Source organism: Streptomyces sp. CHD11 (assembly GCF_018638295.1).
GTDB lineage: Bacteria > Actinomycetota > Actinomycetes > Streptomycetales > Streptomycetaceae > Streptomyces.
The window spans coordinates 33,800-52,393 of sequence record NZ_JABTTS010000024.1 but is presented as its reverse complement, the minus strand read 5'-3'; the positions used below and the strand labels follow the sequence as shown (position 1 = coordinate 52,393).

At 71.8% G+C, this 18,594-nt stretch carries 16 protein-coding genes; 14 read left to right on the top strand and 2 right to left on the bottom strand.

Annotation, left to right across the window (positions count from 1 at the left end):
• The first annotated feature begins 13 nt into the window (after positions 1 to 13).
• The 10 genes from HTV45_RS22230 to gatB all read left to right on the top strand — a co-directional run bounded on the left by HTV45_RS22230 (position 14) and on the right by gatB (position 12,024).
• Positions 14 to 817, top strand: a complete 804-nt coding sequence (locus tag HTV45_RS22230; protein WP_215207598.1) for a class I SAM-dependent methyltransferase — start codon at positions 14 to 16, stop codon at positions 815 to 817.
• On the top strand, positions 814 to 1,353 hold the full coding sequence (locus HTV45_RS22225) for a TIGR00730 family Rossman fold protein (protein ID WP_215207597.1): 540 nt from the start codon (positions 814 to 816) through the stop codon (positions 1,351 to 1,353). Before HTV45_RS22230 ends, HTV45_RS22225 begins: the two co-directional genes overlap by 4 nt.
• Positions 1,354 to 1,371: 18 nt before the next feature.
• On the top strand, positions 1,372 to 2,070 hold the full coding sequence (locus HTV45_RS22220; protein WP_215207596.1) for an SDR family oxidoreductase: 699 nt from the start codon (positions 1,372 to 1,374) through the stop codon (positions 2,068 to 2,070).
• A gap of 148 nt (positions 2,071 to 2,218) precedes the next feature.
• Positions 2,219 to 3,226 carry a methionine synthase gene (locus HTV45_RS22215; protein WP_215207595.1) on the top strand — a complete coding sequence of 336 codons (1,008 nt, stop codon included), beginning with the start codon at positions 2,219 to 2,221 and terminating at the stop codon, positions 3,224 to 3,226.
• A 14-nt stretch (positions 3,227 to 3,240) separates the two neighbouring features.
• Positions 3,241 to 5,436, top strand: a complete 2,196-nt coding sequence (ligA, locus tag HTV45_RS22210; protein WP_215207594.1) for an NAD-dependent DNA ligase LigA — start codon at positions 3,241 to 3,243, stop codon at positions 5,434 to 5,436.
• Positions 5,437 to 5,695: 259 nt separating this feature from the next.
• A complete protein-coding gene (locus tag HTV45_RS22205) occupies positions 5,696 to 8,017 on the top strand; it encodes a bifunctional diguanylate cyclase/phosphodiesterase (protein WP_215207593.1) in 2,322 nt (773 codons plus the stop codon).
• Positions 8,018 to 8,461: 444 nt separating this feature from the next.
• Positions 8,462 to 8,758: an Asp-tRNA(Asn)/Glu-tRNA(Gln) amidotransferase subunit GatC gene (gene gatC, locus HTV45_RS22200; protein WP_215207592.1), complete on the top strand. Its 297-nt coding sequence runs from the start codon at positions 8,462 to 8,464 to the stop codon at positions 8,756 to 8,758.
• Between the two features lie 6 nt (positions 8,759 to 8,764).
• The gene (gene gatA / locus HTV45_RS22195) at positions 8,765 to 10,261 is read left to right on the top strand and encodes an Asp-tRNA(Asn)/Glu-tRNA(Gln) amidotransferase subunit GatA (RefSeq protein ID WP_215207591.1); all 1,497 of its coding nucleotides are present in this window, start codon (positions 8,765 to 8,767) and stop codon (positions 10,259 to 10,261) included.
• The gene (locus tag HTV45_RS22190) at positions 10,258 to 10,497 is read left to right on the top strand and encodes a hypothetical protein (RefSeq protein ID WP_215207590.1); all 240 of its coding nucleotides are present in this window, start codon (positions 10,258 to 10,260) and stop codon (positions 10,495 to 10,497) included. Before gatA ends, HTV45_RS22190 begins: the two co-directional genes overlap by 4 nt.
• 15 nt (positions 10,498 to 10,512) lie before the next feature.
• Positions 10,513 to 12,024, top strand: a complete 1,512-nt coding sequence (gene gatB / locus HTV45_RS22185) for an Asp-tRNA(Asn)/Glu-tRNA(Gln) amidotransferase subunit GatB (protein ID WP_215207589.1) — start codon at positions 10,513 to 10,515, stop codon at positions 12,022 to 12,024.
• Between the two features lie 66 nt (positions 12,025 to 12,090).
• Here gatB and HTV45_RS22180 read toward each other — a convergent pair whose 3' ends face one another.
• Positions 12,091 to 12,909 carry a cyclopropane-fatty-acyl-phospholipid synthase family protein gene (locus HTV45_RS22180; protein WP_215207588.1) on the bottom strand — a complete coding sequence of 273 codons (819 nt, stop codon included), beginning with the start codon at positions 12,907 to 12,909 and terminating at the stop codon, positions 12,091 to 12,093.
• 586 nt (positions 12,910 to 13,495) lie between these two features.
• On the opposite strand from HTV45_RS22180, the gene HTV45_RS22175 reads away from it, so the two are divergent.
• From HTV45_RS22175 to HTV45_RS22160, 4 genes are all read left to right on the top strand, one after another.
• Complete coding sequence (locus HTV45_RS22175; RefSeq protein ID WP_215207587.1) at positions 13,496 to 15,742, top strand: MMPL family transporter; 2,247 nt, start codon at positions 13,496 to 13,498, stop codon at positions 15,740 to 15,742.
• Positions 15,720 to 16,277, top strand: coding sequence for a GNAT family N-acetyltransferase (locus HTV45_RS22170; protein WP_215207586.1), 558 nt, complete (start codon positions 15,720 to 15,722; stop codon positions 16,275 to 16,277). Before HTV45_RS22175 ends, HTV45_RS22170 begins: the two co-directional genes overlap by 23 nt.
• A gap of 35 nt (positions 16,278 to 16,312) precedes the next feature.
• The gene (locus tag HTV45_RS22165) at positions 16,313 to 16,915 is read left to right on the top strand and encodes a hypothetical protein (protein ID WP_215207585.1); all 603 of its coding nucleotides are present in this window, start codon (positions 16,313 to 16,315) and stop codon (positions 16,913 to 16,915) included.
• Positions 16,916 to 17,171: 256 nt separating this feature from the next.
• Complete coding sequence (locus HTV45_RS22160) at positions 17,172 to 17,369, top strand: DUF6191 domain-containing protein (protein WP_215207584.1); 198 nt, start codon at positions 17,172 to 17,174, stop codon at positions 17,367 to 17,369.
• Between the two features lie 7 nt (positions 17,370 to 17,376).
• On the opposite strand, the gene HTV45_RS22155 is transcribed toward HTV45_RS22160, so the two are convergent.
• On the bottom strand, positions 17,377 to 18,540 hold the full coding sequence (locus tag HTV45_RS22155; RefSeq protein ID WP_308309725.1) for a PQQ-dependent sugar dehydrogenase: 1,164 nt from the start codon (positions 18,538 to 18,540) through the stop codon (positions 17,377 to 17,379).
• Positions 18,541 to 18,594 lie beyond the last annotated feature (54 nt).

The window sequence follows — 18,594 nt, the reverse complement described above, 5'->3', positions numbered from 1 at the left end:
CCGAGGAGGTCGCATGGGAGCCAGGAACACCGGCAGCAACCGGGGGACCCTCACCCACCGGGCCCGTTACGCCGCAGGCCACCCGGGCAGGGTCCCCGCCCACGCGCGGCGCGCCCTGCGCGACGCCTGGCTGCGGCTGCGGCACCGCGACCACATCGCCTACTACCGGGCGGTGATGGCCTCCGACGCGGCCCGCAGCGCCGAGGCCGCCGTCGGCCACAGTCCCTCGCGCGAGCAGTGGGCGCGGATCGGCCGGATGCAGTTCGACTACCTGGTGGAGCACGGTCTGCGGCCGCACCACCGCATGCTGGAGATCGGCTGCGGCAACCTCCGCGCGGGGCGCCTGTTCATCGGCCACCTGGAGCCCGGCCACTACTACGGCATCGACATCTCGCCGCACATCCTGCTCGCCGCCCAGGACACCCTGGTACGGGACGGGCTGCAGGCCAAGCTGCCCCATCTGACCCTCGCGAACGACCTCACCTTCGCCTTCCTGCCCGACGGCCACTTCGACGTCGTCCACGCGCACAGCGTCTTCTCGCACTCGCCCCGGCACGTCATCGAGGAGTGCTTCGCGCACGTCGGCAGGGTGCTGGCACCCGGTGGGTTCTTCGACTTCACGTTCGACCGCACCGACGGCGAGGAGCACCAGGTGCTCCACGAGGACTTCTACTACCGGACCCGGACGCTGACGGAACTGGCCGCCGGGTACGGACTGTCGGCGCGGTTCATGGACGACTGGGAGAAGCTGCCGCACCGGCAGTCGAAGATGCGGCTGACCACGATGTCCGACCGCGCCCGTACTGTGGGCCCGTGAACATCTGCGTCTTCCTCTCCGCCGCCGACCTCGACGACCGCTACACCGGCCCCGCGCGGGACTTCGCGCGGCTGCTCGGCAAGGGCGGGCACACCCTGGTCTGGGGCGGTTCGGACGTCGGACTGATGAAGGTCGTCGCCGACGGGGTGGAGGAGGCGGGCGGCCGGCTCCTCGGCGTCTCGGTGGAGTTCCTCGCGGCGAAGGCGCGCACCGGCGTCGACGAGATGGTGATCGCAAAGGACCTCGCCGAGCGGAAGCGGCTGCTGCTGGAGAAGGCGGACGCGGTCGTCGTCATGGTCGGCGGCACCGGCACCCTCGACGAGGCGACCGAGATCCTGGAGCTCAAGAAGCACGGGCACACCGAGATGCCGGTGGTCCTGCTCAACACCGCGGGGTTCTACGACGGACTCAAGGAGCAGTTCCGCCGTATGGAGGACGAGGGCTTCCTGCCCCGCCCGCTCACCGACCTGGTGTTCTTCGCCGAGGAGCCGGTGGGCGCGCTGGCGCACCTGGAGGAGAGCCTGGGCGTGGAGTGAGCGCCCGGTGATGCGAGCATGGCCGGTATGGCTACCCATGTGATCACCGGAGCGGGCTCCGGCATCGGCGCGGCCGTCGCCCGCCGTCTGCACGCGCGCGGGGACGGACTCGTGCTGCACGCGCGCGACGCGGGCCGGGCGAAGGAACTGGCGGCCCAGTTCCCCGGCGCCCGCACCCTCGTCGGGGACCTCGCCGACCCCGACCGGCTCAGCTGGGCCTTCTCCCACCAGTCGCTCCCCGACCAGGTCGACTCCCTGCTCCACATCGCCGGCGTGGTCGACCTCGGCCCGGTGGGCGACCTCACCCCGAAGACCTGGCGCCACCAGCTGAACGTCAACCTCCTCGCCCCCGCCGAGCTGACCCGCCACCTCCTGCCCCAGCTCCGCACGAGCCGGGGACACGTGATCTTCGTCAACTCCGGCGCCGGCCTGAACGCGCACGCCGGCTGGTCCGCCTACGCCGCCTCCAAGCACGGTCTGAAGGCCCTCGCCGACTCCCTGCGCCACGAGGAGCACGCGGCCGGCGTCCGTGTGACCTCGGTCTACCCGGGCCGCACGGCCAGCCCGATGCAGGCCAAGGTCCACAGCCAGGAGGGCAAGAAGTACGACCCCGCGCGGTGGATCGACCCCGAGTCGGTCGCCACGACGATCGTCACGGCCCTGGACCTCCCGCGGGACGCGGAGATCAACGACCTGACGGTCCGCCCGGGGTGGTGATCGCCATCCGTGAGCACCACCCGGCCCGTCCGGCGACTGAGGACGAGGCCCGTTCAGGACCGAAGGGGGGTCCGGGGGCGCAGCCCCCGGGAGGGGACGGGGCGGCGGGGGCGACAACCCCCGGCCACCCACTGCGTACGCTTCTCGCGTGAGCGACAACAGTCAGCCCCCCTTCGGCCCCGCCACCGGCATCGGCTCCCTGCCGGGCGGCGACGCCCGGGAAGCCGCGAGAACCGTCACCGGCAGCTTCGAGAACTTCCCCCACCTCCCCGAACTTCCCGCCCGCGGCCCCGGCGCGGACATGATCGGCCGGACCACGGGCATGCTCGTGGAGCTGTACGCCCGCGTCGAGCCCAGCGGCTGGCGGCTCGGTGACCGCCCGGGCCGGGACACCAAGCGCGCCCGCTCCTGGCTCGGCCAGGACCTCGACGCGCTGGAGGAGTTCACCCAGGGCTACGAAGGCCCGCTGAAGGTCCAGGCTGTCGGACCCTGGACCCTCGCCGCCGCCCTGGAACTGCGCAACGGCGAGGCCGCCCTCTCCGACCCCGGCGCCTGCCGCGACCTCGCCGCCTCCCTCGCCGAAGGGCTCCGCCTCCACCTCGCCGAGGTACGGCGCCGCATCCCCGGCGCGCAGCCCGTCCTGCAGCTCGACGAGCCCTCCCTCACCGCCGTACTGCGCGGCCATGTGCGGAGCGCGAGCGGCTACCGCACGCACCGCGCGGTGGACCGGCAGATCGTCGAGGGCACGCTGCGCGACGTCGTCGGGGTTCACGACGGCGGGCCCGTCGTGGTCCACTCGTGCGCGCCGGACGTCCCCTTCACCCTGCTGCGCCGGGCGGGCGCGGCGGCGGTCTCCTTCGACTTCTCCCTCCTCACCGAGCGTGACGACGAGGTGATCGGGGAAGCGGTGGAGAGCGGGACCCGGCTGTTCGCCGGTGTCGTCCCGGGCACGGAGGGCCCGTTGTCGGACCCGGGCGGTAGCGTCATGGGTGTCAGGACGCTCTGGCGCAGGCTGGGGCTGCGGCCGGGACTCCTCCCGGAGGCGGTCACGCTCACCCCGGCGTGCGGACTCGCGGGGGCTTCCCCGGAGTACGCGCGCAGGGCCTACGCACAGTGCGTCCGGGCGGCGAGATCCCTCGCGGACAACCCAGAGTGACGGGAGGACCCACGGTGGCCGGCGACAAGCAAGCGGAGACGACGAGCGTGCCCGCCGAGGCGCGGGAGAGGCACGCCGGGCTCGCCGAGCGGATCGAGGAGCACCGCTTCCGGTACTACGTGAACGACGCCCCCGTCATCAGCGACGCCGACTTCGACCTGCTGCTGCGCGAGCTGGCGGCGCTGGAGGAGGAGTATCCGGAGCTGCGCACGCCCGACTCGCCGACCCAGAAGGTCGCGGGCGCCTACGAGACGGAGTTCACCTCCGTCCAGCACGTCTCGCGCATGCTCTCCCTCGACAACACGTTCAACGACGAGGACCTCGCCGCCTGGGCCGAGCGCATCCACAAGGAGCTGGGCGAGCAGAGGTTCCACTTCCTGTGCGAGCTGAAGGTCGACGGCCTCGCCGTCAACCTCACCTACGAGCGGGGCCGGCTCGTCCGCGCGGCGACCCGCGGCGACGGCCGCACCGGCGAGGACATCACGCCCAACGTCCGCACCATCGCCGAGATCCCGGACCGGCTGACCGGCGACGAGGTGCCCGGCCTCGTGGAGATCCGCGGCGAGGTCTACTTCCCCATGGACATGTTCCAGGAACTCAACGCGCGGCTGAACGCGGCCGGCGACAAGCCCTTCGCCAACCCGCGCAACGCGGCGGCCGGTTCACTGCGCCAGAAGGACCCGCGGGTCACCGCCACCCGCCCGCTGCACATGGTGGTCCACGGCATCGGTGTCCTGGAGGGCTACCAGGGCATGACCCGCCTCTCCCAGGGCTACGACCTGCTCAGGACCTGGGGCCTGCCGACCTCCGACCACAACAGGGTCGTCGACGACCTCGCCGGTGTACGGGAGTTCATCGCGTACTACGGCGAGAACCGGCACTCCGTGGCGCACGAGATCGACGGTGTCGTCGTCAAACTCGACGAGATCCCCCTCCAGGGACGCCTCGGCACCACCTCACGCGCCCCGCGCTGGGCCATCGCGTACAAGTACGCGCCCGAGGAGGTCAACACCAAGCTGCTCGACATCCGCGTGGGGGTGGGGCGTACCGGCAGGGTCACGCCGTACGCACAGGTGAAGCCGGTCACCGTCGCCGGGTCCGAGGTCGAGTTCGCCACGCTGCACAACCAGGACGTGGTCAGGGCCAAGGGCGTGCTCATCGGTGACACGGTGGTGCTGCGCAAGGCCGGTGATGTGATCCCGGAGATCCTCGGGCCGGTCGCGGACCTGCGGGACGGCAGCGAGCGCGAGTTCGTGATGCCGTCCGGGTGCCCCGAGTGCGGTACGCCGCTGAAGGCCATGAAGGAGGGCGATGTCGACCTGCGCTGCCCCAACGCCCGTTCGTGTCCCGCCCAGTTGCGGGAGCGGCTGTTCTATCTCGCCGGGCGCAAGGCGCTGGACATCGAGCACTTCGGCTATGTCGCCGCGGCGGCGCTGACCAGGCCGCTGGAGCCCGCGGACCCGCCGCTCGGGGACGAGGGCGATCTCTTCGACCTCACCGTGGAGCAGTTGCTGCCCATCAGGGCGTACGTCCTGGACCAGGACAGCGGGCTGCCCAAGCGGGATCCGAGGACCGGTGAGGAGAAGGTCGCCACCGTCTTCGCCAACCAGGAGGGTGAGCCGAAGAAGAACGCGGTGGCGATGCTGGCGAACATCGACGCGGCCAAGGAGCGCCCGCTGGCCCGTGTGCTGACCGGACTGTCGATCCGTCATGTCGGGCCGGTCGCGGCGGAGGCACTGGCCCGCGAGTTCGGCTCCGTCGACCGCATCGAGCAGGCAGACGAGGAGGAGCTGGCGAACACCGAGGGCGTCGGACCGACCATCGCCGCCTCGCTCAAGCAGTGGTTCGCGGAGGACTGGCACCGCGAGATCATCCGCAAGTGGAAGGCGGCCGGCGTCCGCATGGAGGACGAGGGGGCCGGCGAGGACCAGGGCCCGCGTCCGCTGGAAGGGATCACCGTCGTCGTGACCGGAACTTTGGACCATTTCACCCGGGATGGCGCGAAAGAGGCGCTGCAGAGCCAGGGCGCGAAGGTGACCGGTTCGGTCTCCAAGAAGACGTCGTTCGTGGTGGTGGGAGATAATCCCGGGTCAAAATATGACAAGGCGATGCAGTTGAAGGTGCCGGTTCTGAACGAAGCGGGCTTCACCGTCCTGCTCGAGCAAGGGCCGGAGGCCGCGGCCGGCCTCGCCCTTTCGGCCGAGGAGTAGCGGTTGAAGCCCACGCGATCGGCGCATACCAGATGCATACGGGTGGCTGGGGCGCATTCGGGCAACCGTCGGCGACCGGTGCCCGTGGAAGCCTCCTGCGGCCTACTGTTGAGATGTGCGCCTGCCGTGCCCAGCTGCGGTCGGGGCAATTCCGTACCCGCGAAGGGTGCGGGCAAGGGCTTTCCGACGCGGAGCCGCTGAGGGTTGTCGGGCACCGGGCCGCGTGGCGTGGGCACCGCCGGCTGTGAGAGGGACGGGAATGGAACCGACCGAGAGCGCCGCCCCGGGCTCACGGCTGCGCTTGCGCCGCATGACGGTCGCATGGCGGCGCCGCCGTGAGGACGGGCGGCCCGCGGGGCGGCCGGGCGCGCAGGGGCGCACCGGAGCGGGCACCGCGGACGCGCGCGGTACGGACGCGCGCGGTGCCGGACAGTCGGCCACCGGGCGTGCTCCCCGGCTGTCCGGATCCCGGCCCCTGTCCCGCTCGCTGTCGGGTTCGCCGGCCGGATCGTCCGGCTCGCTGTCCGAGACGGACGCCGAACGCCACCCGTCCTGGCCCGCGTTGCCCACCGCTGTCGTCGCGGCGGCCGGCTTTGTTCTGGGCGCCGGTTTCCTCCGGGCCTTCACCACAGGACACGCGCTGTTCCCGGGCGGGACCGTCGGCTGGTCGCTCGCCGTGCTGACCGGAATCATCGTGGGGCACCTGGTGATGCTGGGCCGCTCCCGCTGGTGGGGCGGCACGGGCTCGGGCGCCGCTCTCACCCTGGCCGTCCTGCTGCTGTACGGCTGGGTCGCGTCCGGGATGATCAGCCTCACCGTCGTCGTGCTGGTCGGCGTCGCCCGGCGGGGCCGCTGGCGGCAGGGTGTGCTGCACGGGGCGGTGGATCTGCTCGGCATCGGCGCCGGGGCGCTGGTGCTGGCCGCGTTCGGCTCCGTGCCGTCCGTCGAGTCGCCGTCGAGTCCGGACACCTGGACGCTGTACACCGCCCCCGGGGTGGTACTCGTCGCAGCCGCCTATCTCGCGGTCACCCGCAGCCTGCTCTGGTACCTGCACACACCCCGTGCGGGGCTGCCCACCGTGGCCCGGACCGCCCTGATTCGGCAAGGACTCGTGGCCGTCGCCCTGCTCGGCATAGCGCCCCTGGTGTGTGTGGTCGCCGACGCCAAACCCGTCCTGCTGCCGCTGTTCTGCATCCCGCTCATCGCCCTCGACTCCACCCTCTGGATAGCCCGCGCCCGCGCCGAGGAGCAGCTGCGCGATCCGCTCACCGGGCTGCCCAACCGGCAGTGGCTGCTGGAACGGATCTGGACCGCGCTGGACGACGCGGAGCGGATCGGTGTGCGCTCCGCCCTCATGCTCATCGACCTGGACCGGTTCCGGTCGGTCAACGACACCCTCGGGCATCTCGCCGGTGACCGGCTGCTGCTGCAGATCGCCGACCGGCTGAGACTCGCCCTGCCGCGCGGGGCGGAGGCCGCGCGGCTCGGCGGTGACGAGTTCGCCGTCTTACTGCCCGTCGCCGACTCCACGACCTCCGCGACCCGGGTCGCCCGCGGTCTCGTCTCCGCCCTCAGCTCCCCGCTCGACCTCGACGGGCTCACCCTCGTCCTGGAGGCGAGTGCGGGAGTCGCCGTGTTCCCGGACCACGCGGTCGACGCGGAAGGGCTGCTGCGCCGGGCGGACGTGGCGATGTACCAGGCGAAGCGGGACCGTACGGGAGTCGAGGCGTACGAGTCCAAGCGCGACTCCAACACCCCTGACCGGCTGGGGCTGCTGGGCGATCTGCGCCGCGCCCTGGACGCGCGTGAGGTGGAACTGCACTACCAGCCCAAGGTGCGCTTCGACGGGCATGTCGCCGGGCTCGAGGCCCTGGTGCGGTGGGTGCACCCCGAGCGGGGCAGGGTGCCGCCGGACGAGTTCATAGCGATCGCCGAATCGTCCGGGCTGATGCCGCATCTCACCGAGTACGTGCTCGAGACCGCGCTCGGGCAGGTGGCCGAGTGGCGGTCCCAGGGACTGTTCGTCCCGGTCGCCGTCAACGTGTCGCCCCGCGATGTGCACACCCCCGGCTTCGCCGGCTCCGTCGCGGCGCGGCTGGCCCGGCACGGGGTACCGGCGGGAGCGCTCCAACTGGAGATCACCGAGCACGTCCTGCTGGAGGACCCGCAGCGGGCCGCCGACACGCTGAACGCGCTGACCGGGCACGGCGTCAAGATGTCCCTGGACGACTTCGGGACCGGCTACTCCTCCCTCGTGCATCTGCGGCGGCTGCCGGTGAGCGAGCTGAAGATCGACCGGTCGTTCGTGGCACGGCTGGCCATCGACAACGAGGACGCGGAGATCGTGCGGTGCACGATCGATCTGGCGCACTCGCTGGGGCTGCTCGTGGTGGCGGAGGGCGTCGAGGACGACGAGACCTGGGAGCGGCTGCGGGATCTGCGCTGCGACGCCGTGCAGGGCTGGCTGGTCGCCGCGGCGATGCCGCCGGACGAGACCACGGCGTGGCTGCTCGCCCGCGGCTCCCGCGGCTGGCAACGGCCGGCAGCCGCCCTGCCGGCCGCAAGAACAGCCGACGACTAGCCCCGCCGCCGACGCCCACCCGACAGGCCACGCACACAACGCCACCGCGCCCGCCGCCCTCCGCCCCGCTCCCGCGGGCGGTCGTGCCACTGGGGCGGCACGGGTGGGCGCGACGGCACCCCGCGAGCGCCGGGCTGCGCGCACACCCCCCGCCCGGCGTCCACGCCGGGTACGGTGCAGGCGCCGGGCGCAGCCGGGAGGCATCCGCCGGGCACCGCACACACCGGCCGCGTGACCTCGTACCGCCGCGGGGCGCGGCGACGAGGCACCGGCCGTGCAACCCGCCCCGCTGCCGGCACCCACCGCCACCACCACCCGCACGGGACGGCGCGACGCCCGTGAACGGGCCTCACCGGCACGCCCCCGGCCCATCGGTACGGGCACCGCCCCCCGCCCCATAGGATTGGTCCCAAAACACTCACACTCACCCCAGAGGATCGCTGCATGCCTGGCATTACGCGCGAGGAGGTCGCCCACCTCGCCCGGCTGGCGCGTCTGGAGCTGAAGCCCGAAGAGCTCGACCACTTCGCAGGCCAGCTCGACGACATCATCGGCGCGGTCGCCCGCGTCAGCGAAGTCGCCGGCCAAGACGTCCCGCCGACCTCGCACCCCCTCCCGCTGACCAACGTCATGCGGCCGGACGAGGTCCGTCCCTCGCTCACCCCCGAGCAGGCGCTCTCCGGCGCCCCGGCCCAGGAGCAGCAGCGTTTCAAGGTGCCGCAGATCCTGGGGGAGGAGTAACCCGCCATGAGCGATCACATCATCAGGCTCACCGCCGCCGAGACCGCCGCGAGGATCGCCTCCGGCGAGCTCACCGCCGTCGAGGTCACCGAGGCGCACCTGGCCCGGATCGAGGCCGTCGACGAGAAGGTGCACGCCTTCCTGCACGTCGACCGCGAAGGCGCCCTGGCGCAGGCTCGCGCCGTCGACGAGAAGCGCGCCCGGGGCGAGAAGCTCGGTCCGCTGGCCGGCGTCCCGCTCGCCCTCAAGGACATCTTCACCACCGAGGGCATCCCGACCACCGTCGGTTCCAAGATCCTCGAGGGCTGGGTCCCGCCGTACGACGCGACGCTCACCAAGCGGCTCAAGGCCGCCGACGTCGTCATCCTCGGCAAGACCAACATGGACGAGTTCGCCATGGGGTCCAGCACCGAGAACAGCGCCTACGGACCGACCGGCAACCCGTGGGACCTCACCAGGATCCCCGGGGGCTCCGGCGGCGGGTCGTCCGCCGCCCTCGCCTCCTTCCAGGCGCCGCTCGCCATCGGCACCGACACCGGCGGTTCCATCCGCCAGCCCGCCGCCGTCACCGGCACCGTCGGTGTGAAGCCGACGTACGGCGCGGTCTCGCGGTACGGCATGGTCGCCTTCTCCAGCTCCCTCGACCAGGGCGGCCCCTGCGCCCGTACGGTCCTGGACGCCGCCCTGCTGCACGAGGTGATCGCCGGGCACGACCCGCTGGACTCCACCTCCATCGACGAGCCGGTGCCCGCGGTCGTCGAGGCCGCCCGCAACGGGTCCGTGGCCGGTATGCGGGTCGGGGTCGTCAAGCAGTTCCGGGGGGAGGGCTACCAGGCGGGTGTCGTCCAGCGGTTCGACGAGGCCGTGGAGCTGATGCGGGGGCTCGGCGCCGAGATCGTCGAGCTGGACTGCCCCTCCTTCGACCTCGCGCTGTCGGCCTACTACCTGATCGCACCCTCCGAGTGCTCGTCCAACCTCGCCCGCTTCGACGGCCTTCGCTACGGCCGGCGGATGGGTGACGACGGCACGCACTCCGCCGAGGAGGTCACCTCGCTGACCCGCGAGGCCGGCTTCGGCGACGAGGTCAAGCGCCGCATCATGCTCGGCACCTACGCGCTCAGCTCCGGCTACTACGACGCGTACTACGGCAGCGCCCAGAAGGTCCGCACGCTGATCAAGCAGGACTTCGACAAGGCGTTCGAGCAGGTCGACGTGATCGTCTCCCCGACGACACCCACCACCGCCTTCCCGATCGGCGAGCGCGCCGACGACCCGATGGCGATGTACCTCGCCGACCTGTGCACCATCCCGACCAACCTGGCCGGCAACGCCGCCATGTCGCTGCCCTGCGGCCTCGCGCCCGAGGACAACCTGCCGGTCGGACTGCAGATCATCGCCCCGGTCATGAAGGACGACCGCCTCTACACGGTGGGCGCCGCCGTGGAGGCAGCCTTCGTGGAAAAGTGGGGCCACCCGCTGATCGAGGAGGCTCCGTCGCTGTGAGTGCACTGACCAAGGCCAAGGGATTCAAGAAGTCCCGGTCCGGTACGTACCTGTCCATGGCCGCCACCGCGGTCGGCGCGTTCGGCGTCGCCAAGCGTGTCAAGAAGGCGCGGCTGGAGAAGGACACCCTGGTACTGATCGACGCCACCGTGTCCGCCGCCGCCATCGTCACCGGCCTCGCCATCCTCTACCGCGAGCTGAAGCGGCTGGGCGACGACGACGTCCTGCTGGGCTGAGAGGGAAGTTACACCGTGACCACCACGACCGACCTGGTGTCGTACGAGGACGCTCTCGCGTCGTACGACCCCGTCATGGGCCTCGAGGTCCATGTCGAACTCGGCACCAAGACCAAGATGTTCTGCGGGTGCTCCACCGAGCTGGGCGCCGACGCCAACTCGCAGACCTGTCCGGTCTGCCTCGGCATGCCCGGCGCGCTCCCGGTCGTCAACGCGATCGGCGTCGAGTCCGCCGTCAAGATCGGTCTCGCGCTGCACTGCGAGATCGCCGAATGGTGCCGCTTCGCCCGGAAGAACTACTTCTATCCGGACATGCCGAAGAACTTCCAGACCTCCCAGTACGACGAGCCGATCGCCTTCGACGGCTACCTCGACGTGCAGCTGGAGGACGGTGAGACCTTCCGCGTGGAGATCGAGCGCGCCCACATGGAGGAGGACACCGGCAAGTCCACGCACGTGGGCGGCGCCACCGGCCGTATCCACGGCGCCTCCCACTCGCTGCTCGACTACAACCGCGCGGGCATCCCGCTGATCGAGATCGTCACCAAGCCGATCACCGGCGCCGGCGAGCGGGCCCCCGAGGTCGCGCGGGCGTACGTCCGTGAACTGCGCGAGCTCATCCGGGCGCTCGGTGTGTCCGACGCCCGGATGGAGATGGGCCAGATGCGCTGCGACGTGAACCTGTCGCTGCGCCCGCACGGCCGGGAGAAGTTCGGCACGCGCTCGGAGACGAAGAACGTCAACTCGCTCAGGTCCGTCGAGCGCGCCGCCCGGTTCGAGATCCAGCGGCATGCCGCCGTACTCGACGCGGGCGGGACGATCATCCAGGAGACCCGGCACTTCCACGAGGACACGGGGTCCACGACCTCGGGCCGCGTGAAGGAGGAGGCCGAGGACTACCGGTACTTCCCCGAGCCCGACCTGGTGCCCGTCGCGCCCTCGCGCGAGTGGGTCGAAGAACTGCGCGCGGGGCTGCCCGAGCTGCCGCTGGTCCGCCGCAACCGGCTCCGCGAGGACTGGGGGATCTCCGGCACGGACATGCAGTCGATCCTCAACGCCGGTGCGCTGGACCGGATCGTGGCCACCATCGACGCCGGTGCGGACGCCGCTTCCGCCCGGAAGTGGTGGACGGGCGAACTGGCCCGTGCCGCCAACGAGTCCGGCAAGGCCCTCGACGAGCTCGCGATCACCCCGGCGCAGGTCGCCCGGATCGCCGGGCTGGTGAACGCGGGGGACCTCAACGACAAGCTGGCCCGCCAGGTCATCGAGGGTGTGCTCGGCGGCGAGGGCACTCCGGACGAGGTCGTCGACAAGCGCGGTCTCAAGGTCGTGTCCGACGAGGGCGCGCTCACCACGGCCGTCGAGGAGGCCATCGCCGGCAACCCGGCCATCGCGGACAAGATCCGCGGCGGCAAGGTCGCCGCGGTGGGCGCGCTGGTCGGCGCCGTCATGAAGGCCACACGCGGCCAGGCGGACGCGGCCCGCGTGAAGGAACTGATCCTGGAGCAGCTGGGCGTCGAGGGCTGAGGTCCCGACGCGGGAAGAGGGGGCGCATCGGATTCGATGCCCCCCCTCTCCCATGCCGTCACGTGATCAGGGCCGGCGGCCCACCACGCGTGCGAAGCCCAGGGTGCGGCCCTGGTCCGCGCGCAGCAGGTCCGCGTTCTCCCGGCTCATCCGTGCGGGGAACTCCTGGGTGCTCTCCTCGGCGACGACGTCGCACCAGAGCAGCCACTCCCGCCAGCCGTCCTCCAGCCAGTCGGCCGTCTCGACCTCCACGGCACCGCTGCGGGTCCAGTGGCGGCGCCACCAGGCAGGGCTGTGGAAGCACCAGAACGCGGGGTCCCAGAAGGGCTGGAGGTGCTCCGGGGGTGTGTCGCCCTCGATCTCCACGGGCATCGCCGGGACGACGACACCGATCCGGCCGCCGGGCTTCAGCAGCCGGGTCAGCGTCGGAAGAAAGAGATCGTCGGTGCCGAAGTACTGGTACGCGTCGATCGACACGATCGCGTCGAAGCTCTCCTCCCCGAAGGGCAGGTCGTGCGCCTCGGCGTGAACCGGCAGCACCCGGTCGGCGACGCCCGCCTCGGCGATCCGGCGCGCGTTGTCGTCCGGTGTGATCCACAGATCGGCCGCGGTGACCTGGACGCCGTACTCCCTGGCCAGGAAGACGGACGTCATGGCGCGTCCGCAGCCCAGGTCGAGCACGCGGGCGCCGGGGCGCAGGGTGTCGAGGCCGAGGGCCGGGGCGAGCCACTCCAGCAGCCACAGCGCGTGCGGGCCCATCGCGTTCTCGATGGTCCAGCGGGCGTCGTAGGCGCTGCTGCGGGGGTACCGGGGCAGGGCGAGGCGGCTGGTGAGGTCGTCGTGCGGGGTGTCACCCGACGGGGTGCTCGATGTGATGTCCGACATCGGTGAACTGGCTCCTTGGGGCCGTGAGGAAGGAAGGGATCGCGTCGGAGATCGCGGGGACAAGCATCAAAGCACCTGCTTCGGCCGGCGGCGGGCTGCCGCGTAACGTCGGACCGGCGGACGCTAGCAGGCGCCCGAGGAGACCCGCATCCCAGTTTCCCGGCCCCGGGTCGCACCGCTCGGGGGAGGCACGGGGGCGCCAGGGGTGCCAGGGGTGCCAGGGGCGTCGAGAGCGTCGGGGGTATGCGGCGAGCGAGGGCTCCGGCCTGTGGTCTGCGGGTCCGTGGTCGGCGGACTCGCGACCGTTCTCGGGGGCGTGGACGTGGGGTGTGGGCATGGGCGTGGGCTGTGGGGCGTCCACGTGAGGCGCAGGCGCTGCTGTTCGCAGGACCCCTGGTCACGGCGCCGGGAGACCGTTCCGACCGGCCGGTTCCACGAATGTGAGTTAGTCCACGAAGCAGACAAACGATCATTTTCGCCTGTAAGAGTGGCAGGGCATTGCTCATGCGTTCTTTGCGGGCTGTTCGGTTCTTGCGCGACTGTTCCCGGACAAAGATCCACACCGAGTCACCCTGGGAGCACATTCGTGGCAGCCCTAGCACGCTGGTGTGTCCGACGCCGCCTGATCACTCTCCTCTTCTGGCTCCTCGCCCTCGGCGGGGTCGCCGCGGGAGCCCTCTCCGCCGGCTCCGCCTACTCGAACGACTACAACGTGCCGGGCACCGAGTCGGGACGGGCCACCGAGCTGCTGAAGGAGGGCTTCCCCGCCCTCGGCGGGGACAGCGACAACGTGGTCTGGCACACGGCGTCGGGCAGCGTCCGGGACCCCGGGGTCGAGCAGGCCATGACCCGCACCCTGGACCGGATCGGGGACCTGCCCGGCGTGGCCGCCGTGAGCGGCCCGTACGAGGACCAGGGTGCCGGACGCGTCAGCCAGGACGGCCGTACCGCCTACGCCACGGTCACCTTCGAGGACCAGGCCAAGGACATGGAGGCGGGCGAGGCCGCCGCCGTGGTGCGGACGGCCGAGGCCGCCGAGACCGACGGGCTGCGTGTCGAACTGAGCGGCAGCGCCGTCGAGACCACCGGGGCGGCCGGCGGGCACACCGCCGAGATCGTCGGGGTGCTGGTCGCCGCCGCGGTCCTCTTCCTCGCCTTCGGCTCGCTCGCCGCCTCGCTGCTGCCCATCGCCACCGCCCTGGTCAGCGTGGGGACCGCCTACGCGGGCATCGTGCTGCTCGGTCACGTCATGACCGTCGCCGACTTCGCGCCCATGCTCGGCATGCTGATCGGGCTCGGGGTGGGCATCGACTACGCGCTGTTCATCGTCACCCGGCACCGACGCGGACTGAAACGCGGCCTCACCGTCACCGAGGCCGCCACCAACGCCGTCGCCACCACCGGACGGGCGGTCGTCTTCGCGGGTGCAACCGTGTGCATCGCCCTGCTGGGCATGCTGATCCTCCGGCTGAACTTCCTCAACGGCGTCGCCGTCGCCGCCGCGCTCACCGTGGTGCTCACCGTCGCCGCCTCCGTCACCCTTCTCCCGTCCCTGCTGTCGTTCATCGGCATGCGCGCGCTCAACCGCCGGGAGCGGCGCCGGCTGGCCGAGCACGGGCCCGAGCCGGAGGTGCCGACCGGGTTCGCCGCCCGCTGGTCCGCGTTCGTGGAGCGTCACCCGAAGCTGCTCGGCGCGATCGCGGTCGTCGTCATGGCCGTCCTCGCGCTCCCCACCCTCTCGCTCCACCTCGGCACCTCCGACCAGGGCAACGACCCCAAGGCTTCCACCACCCGCCAGGCCTACGACCTCCTCGCCGAGGGCTTCGGGCCGGGGGTGAACGGCCCGCTCACCCTCGTCACCGAGGTCGACGGCGCCGGGGACCGGCTCGCCCTGGACAACCTCGGCCCCGCCCTGCGCGACACCGACGGAGTCGCCTCCGTGTCGCCGGTGACCTACGACCAGGGCGGCGACACCGCCTACCTCACCGTCGTACCGGAGTCGTCCCCGCAGTCGAAGCAGACCAGTGACCTCGTCGACCGGCTGCGCGCCGACGTGCTGCCCCCGGCCGAGTCGGGTACCTCCCTCGATCTGCAGGTCGGCGGTGTGACGGCCGGATACGACGACTTCGCCGACGTCATCGTGGACAAGCTGCCGCTCTTCGTCGGTGTCGTGGTCGGTCTGGGCTGTCTGCTGCTCCTGCTGGCCTTCCGCTCGATCGGCATACCCCTCAAGGCCGCCGCGATGAACGTCGCCGCCGTCGCCGCGGCGTTCGGCGTCGTGGTGGCGATCTTCCAGTGGGGCTGGGGCAGCGAAATGCTCGGCCTGGGCCCCGGGGGTCCCATCGAGCCCTTCCTGCCCGTGATCATGGTGTCGGTACTCTTCGGGCTCTCCATGGACTACCAGGTCTTCCTGGTGAGCCGGATGTACGAGGAGTGGCTGGAGACCGGCGACAACCGGCGTGCCGTCCGGGTCGGGCTGGCCGAGACCAGCCGGGTGATCAACTCCGCCGCGGTGATCATGATCTCGGTCTTCCTCGCCTTCGTCCTCACCGGCGACCGGGTGATCGCCATGTTCGGCATCGCGCTCGCCGCGGCCGTCGCCCTCGACGCCTTCGTCCTGCGCACCCTGCTCGTCCCCGCGCTCATGCACCTCCTCGGCGGCGCCAACTGGTGGCTTCCGCGCTGGCTGGACCGTGTGCTGCCCCGGATCAGCATCGAGCCGCCCGAGGCCCGTGTCGCCCATGAGAGGCTGGCCGCCGCCACGGACGCCGAGGTGGCGGACGTGCTGGCCGAGGAGGAGCGACAGCGGGATGTACGCGATACGACTGGGTGACGACGGAGCCGAGCTGCGCCCGCTGGAGCCCTGGCACGCAGAGGAGTTCCTGGCCCATCTGGACCGGGGCCGGGAATTCATCAACAGGTACGTCCCCTTCGGCTCCCGCGCCACGGACGTGGCCGGCGCGCGGGAGGTGCTGCAGCGCTACGCCGACTGGCGCGCCGCCGACACCGCCTCCCTGCACGGGCTGTGGCTGGACGGCTCGCTCGTCGGCGGCGTGCTCACCCTGAACTTCGACGCCGGGAACGGCAGCTGCGAGGTCGGCTGCTGGCTGGAGCCCGCCGCCACCGGGCGCGGGCTGGTCACCCGGGCGATGCGGGTACTCATCGACTGGGCCGTCGAGCAGCGCGGGATCCACCGGGTCGAATGGGTCGCCGCGGCCGGCAACGCGCCGAGCATCGCGGTCGCCGGCCGGCTCGGCATGACCCGCGACGGCGTGCGCCGCGAGGCCCATCTCCACCACGGGGTGCGCCAGGACCTGGAGGTGTGGTCCGTCCTGGCCCCGGAGTGGCGCGCGCACGACGATCATTAAGCGGACTCTCAGAGAGCGTCCGTACGGTGCGGGGCATGGGAACCAGGACAGCGGACGAGACCGGAACCGGAACCGAAAAGGGAACCGAGGACGCCGCCGGCAACAAGCGGGAGGGCGCGGCGGTGGACGTCGACGCCGACATCACGGCGTCGGAGAAGGAGCCGGAAACGGAGCCGCACGCGGAGGCGGAGTCGGAGTCGGATGCGGAACGGGACGCGGCCGGGGCCGGGGCCGAGGAGCCGTCCGGTGTGGGGCAGGGTGCGGCCGCCGTCGTCTCGGCGGCGCTGGGCCTCGTCTCACTGACCGGCAGCTGGCTGGGCACCGTCGCCGCAGCGCGCGAGACCCTCGTGGGCCAGTTGGAGACGGCGGCGGACGCCGGCGTCGCCACCCAGGTGAAGGAGGTGTACGGCGACGCCTGGAACACCAGCGCCGTGTGGGGTGGCCTGTTCGCCCTGACCGCGCTGATCGTGGGCGTGGCGGTGCTCGCCAGGCCCGCCTTCGGAGCCCCCGGCCGGACGGTCCGGGCGCCCTGGATCACGTCGGTCGCCTGGGCGGGTGTCACGCTCGGCGCCATCGGACTGCTGCTCGCGGTCCTCAAGTACACCGGCCTCCTGCTGGGCCTGCCCGCCACCGGCTGAGCCGGCGCAGGTCACGAGGGGTCTCCGGGCGACCGGGGGCACCTCCCGCAGATGTCCGCCCCCGGTACCGCCCGGCCGGGGGCTCAGGAGGTTCTGAGGGCCCGGTGACGGTACTGAGTACCTTCTGAGGCCCCGCACCGCGCCGCATCCGGTGGAGGCGCTGGCCCGTCGCCTCGGCCTGTTCCCGGCGGACGCCGGGCAAGGCTGGGTGCGGGACACCAGGCGTACGACGCAGGCGGCCCCGGGGAGGGGCACGGTGTTCAACGCTTTCGAGGAACTGTTCGCCCCGGGCCGGAGGCACACCCGCGAGGAGCAGAACCGGCTGGAGCTGACCCGGGAGGACGTCGGCGACGCCGACCCCGGACGCGGTCCGATCGACCTGGTGTCAGGGAAGGTGACGGTACGGGCGCCGACGCCGCCGGAGGAGAGCGGGGGAGGGCCGGAGGGGGACTGAACGCCGGCTAGCTCACCTGGAGCTCCAGGATGCGGTCGTCGCCTTCCTTCGGGGTGCGCCTGCCGTCCGTGTTGCTGGTGACCAGCCACAGCTTGTCGTCGCCCGCGGCGACCACCGTACGCAGCCTGCCGTACTCGCCCTCCAGGAAGGACTGCGGGTCCGCCGAGGCCTCCGTGCCCTTCAGCGGGATGCGCCACAGACGCTCGCCGCGCAGGCCCGCCATCCAGAGCGACCCCTCCGCGTACGCGAGCCCGCTCGGGGACGCCTCGTCCGTGCTCCACTGATCGATCGGGTCGTGGTACCCGCCGCCGTCGGACTCGCCCTCCGCGTCCGGCCAGCCGTAGTTGTCACCGGGCTCGATCGCGTTCAGCTCGTCCCAGGTGTTCTGGCCGAACTCCGAGGCGAACAACCGCTGTTCGCCGTCCCAGGCGAGACCCTGCACATTGCGGTGACCGTAGCTGTACACGGGGGAGCCGGGGAATGGGTTGCCCGGGGCCGGCTCGCCCTCCGGGGTCAGCCGGAGGATCTTGCCGCCGAGTGACTCCTTGTCCTGGGACAGGCCGGTGTCACCGGTCTCGCCGGTGCCCACGTACAGCAGCCTGTCCGGGCCGAAGGCGATCCGGCCGCCGTTGTGGTTCACGCCCTTGGGGATGGCGCGGAACACCGTGTCGGGTGCGCCCAACCGCTCGCCGGCCGGCTTCCTCTCGTCGTGTATCAGGCGCACGATGCGGTTGTCGGAGGCCGAGGTGAAGTAGGCGTAGATCATGTGGTCCGAGGCGTACTCGGGGGAGAGGGCGATGCCGAGAAGGCCTCCCTCGCCGGACGGGGACACTCCGGGCACCTCGCCCAGCTCGGTCTTCTCACCGGTCTTCCCGTCGATCCGGGTGATCGTCGCCTCGTCACGGGAGGACACCAGAAGGTCGCCGCCCGGCAGGGGCGCCAGGCCCCAGGGGCTCTTCAGACCCGTCGCGACCGTGCGGACGACCTTCACCGAACCCTTGGCCGGCGGGGTCTCCTCCCCGGTCCGCTCCGGGGCCGACGAGCGCGCCGTCGTATCGGTGGGGGTGGCGCCGCCGTCTCCGCCGGCTGTTCCTCCGTCGCCGGAGGAGCAGCCGGCCGTCAGCAGGAGCGTGGCGGCGGCCAGTACGGCCGTCACGGCACGGTGTCGCACGATGTCGTCCCTTCGACGCGGCGGGTTCTACCTGTCATACACCGCTCGCGCCTC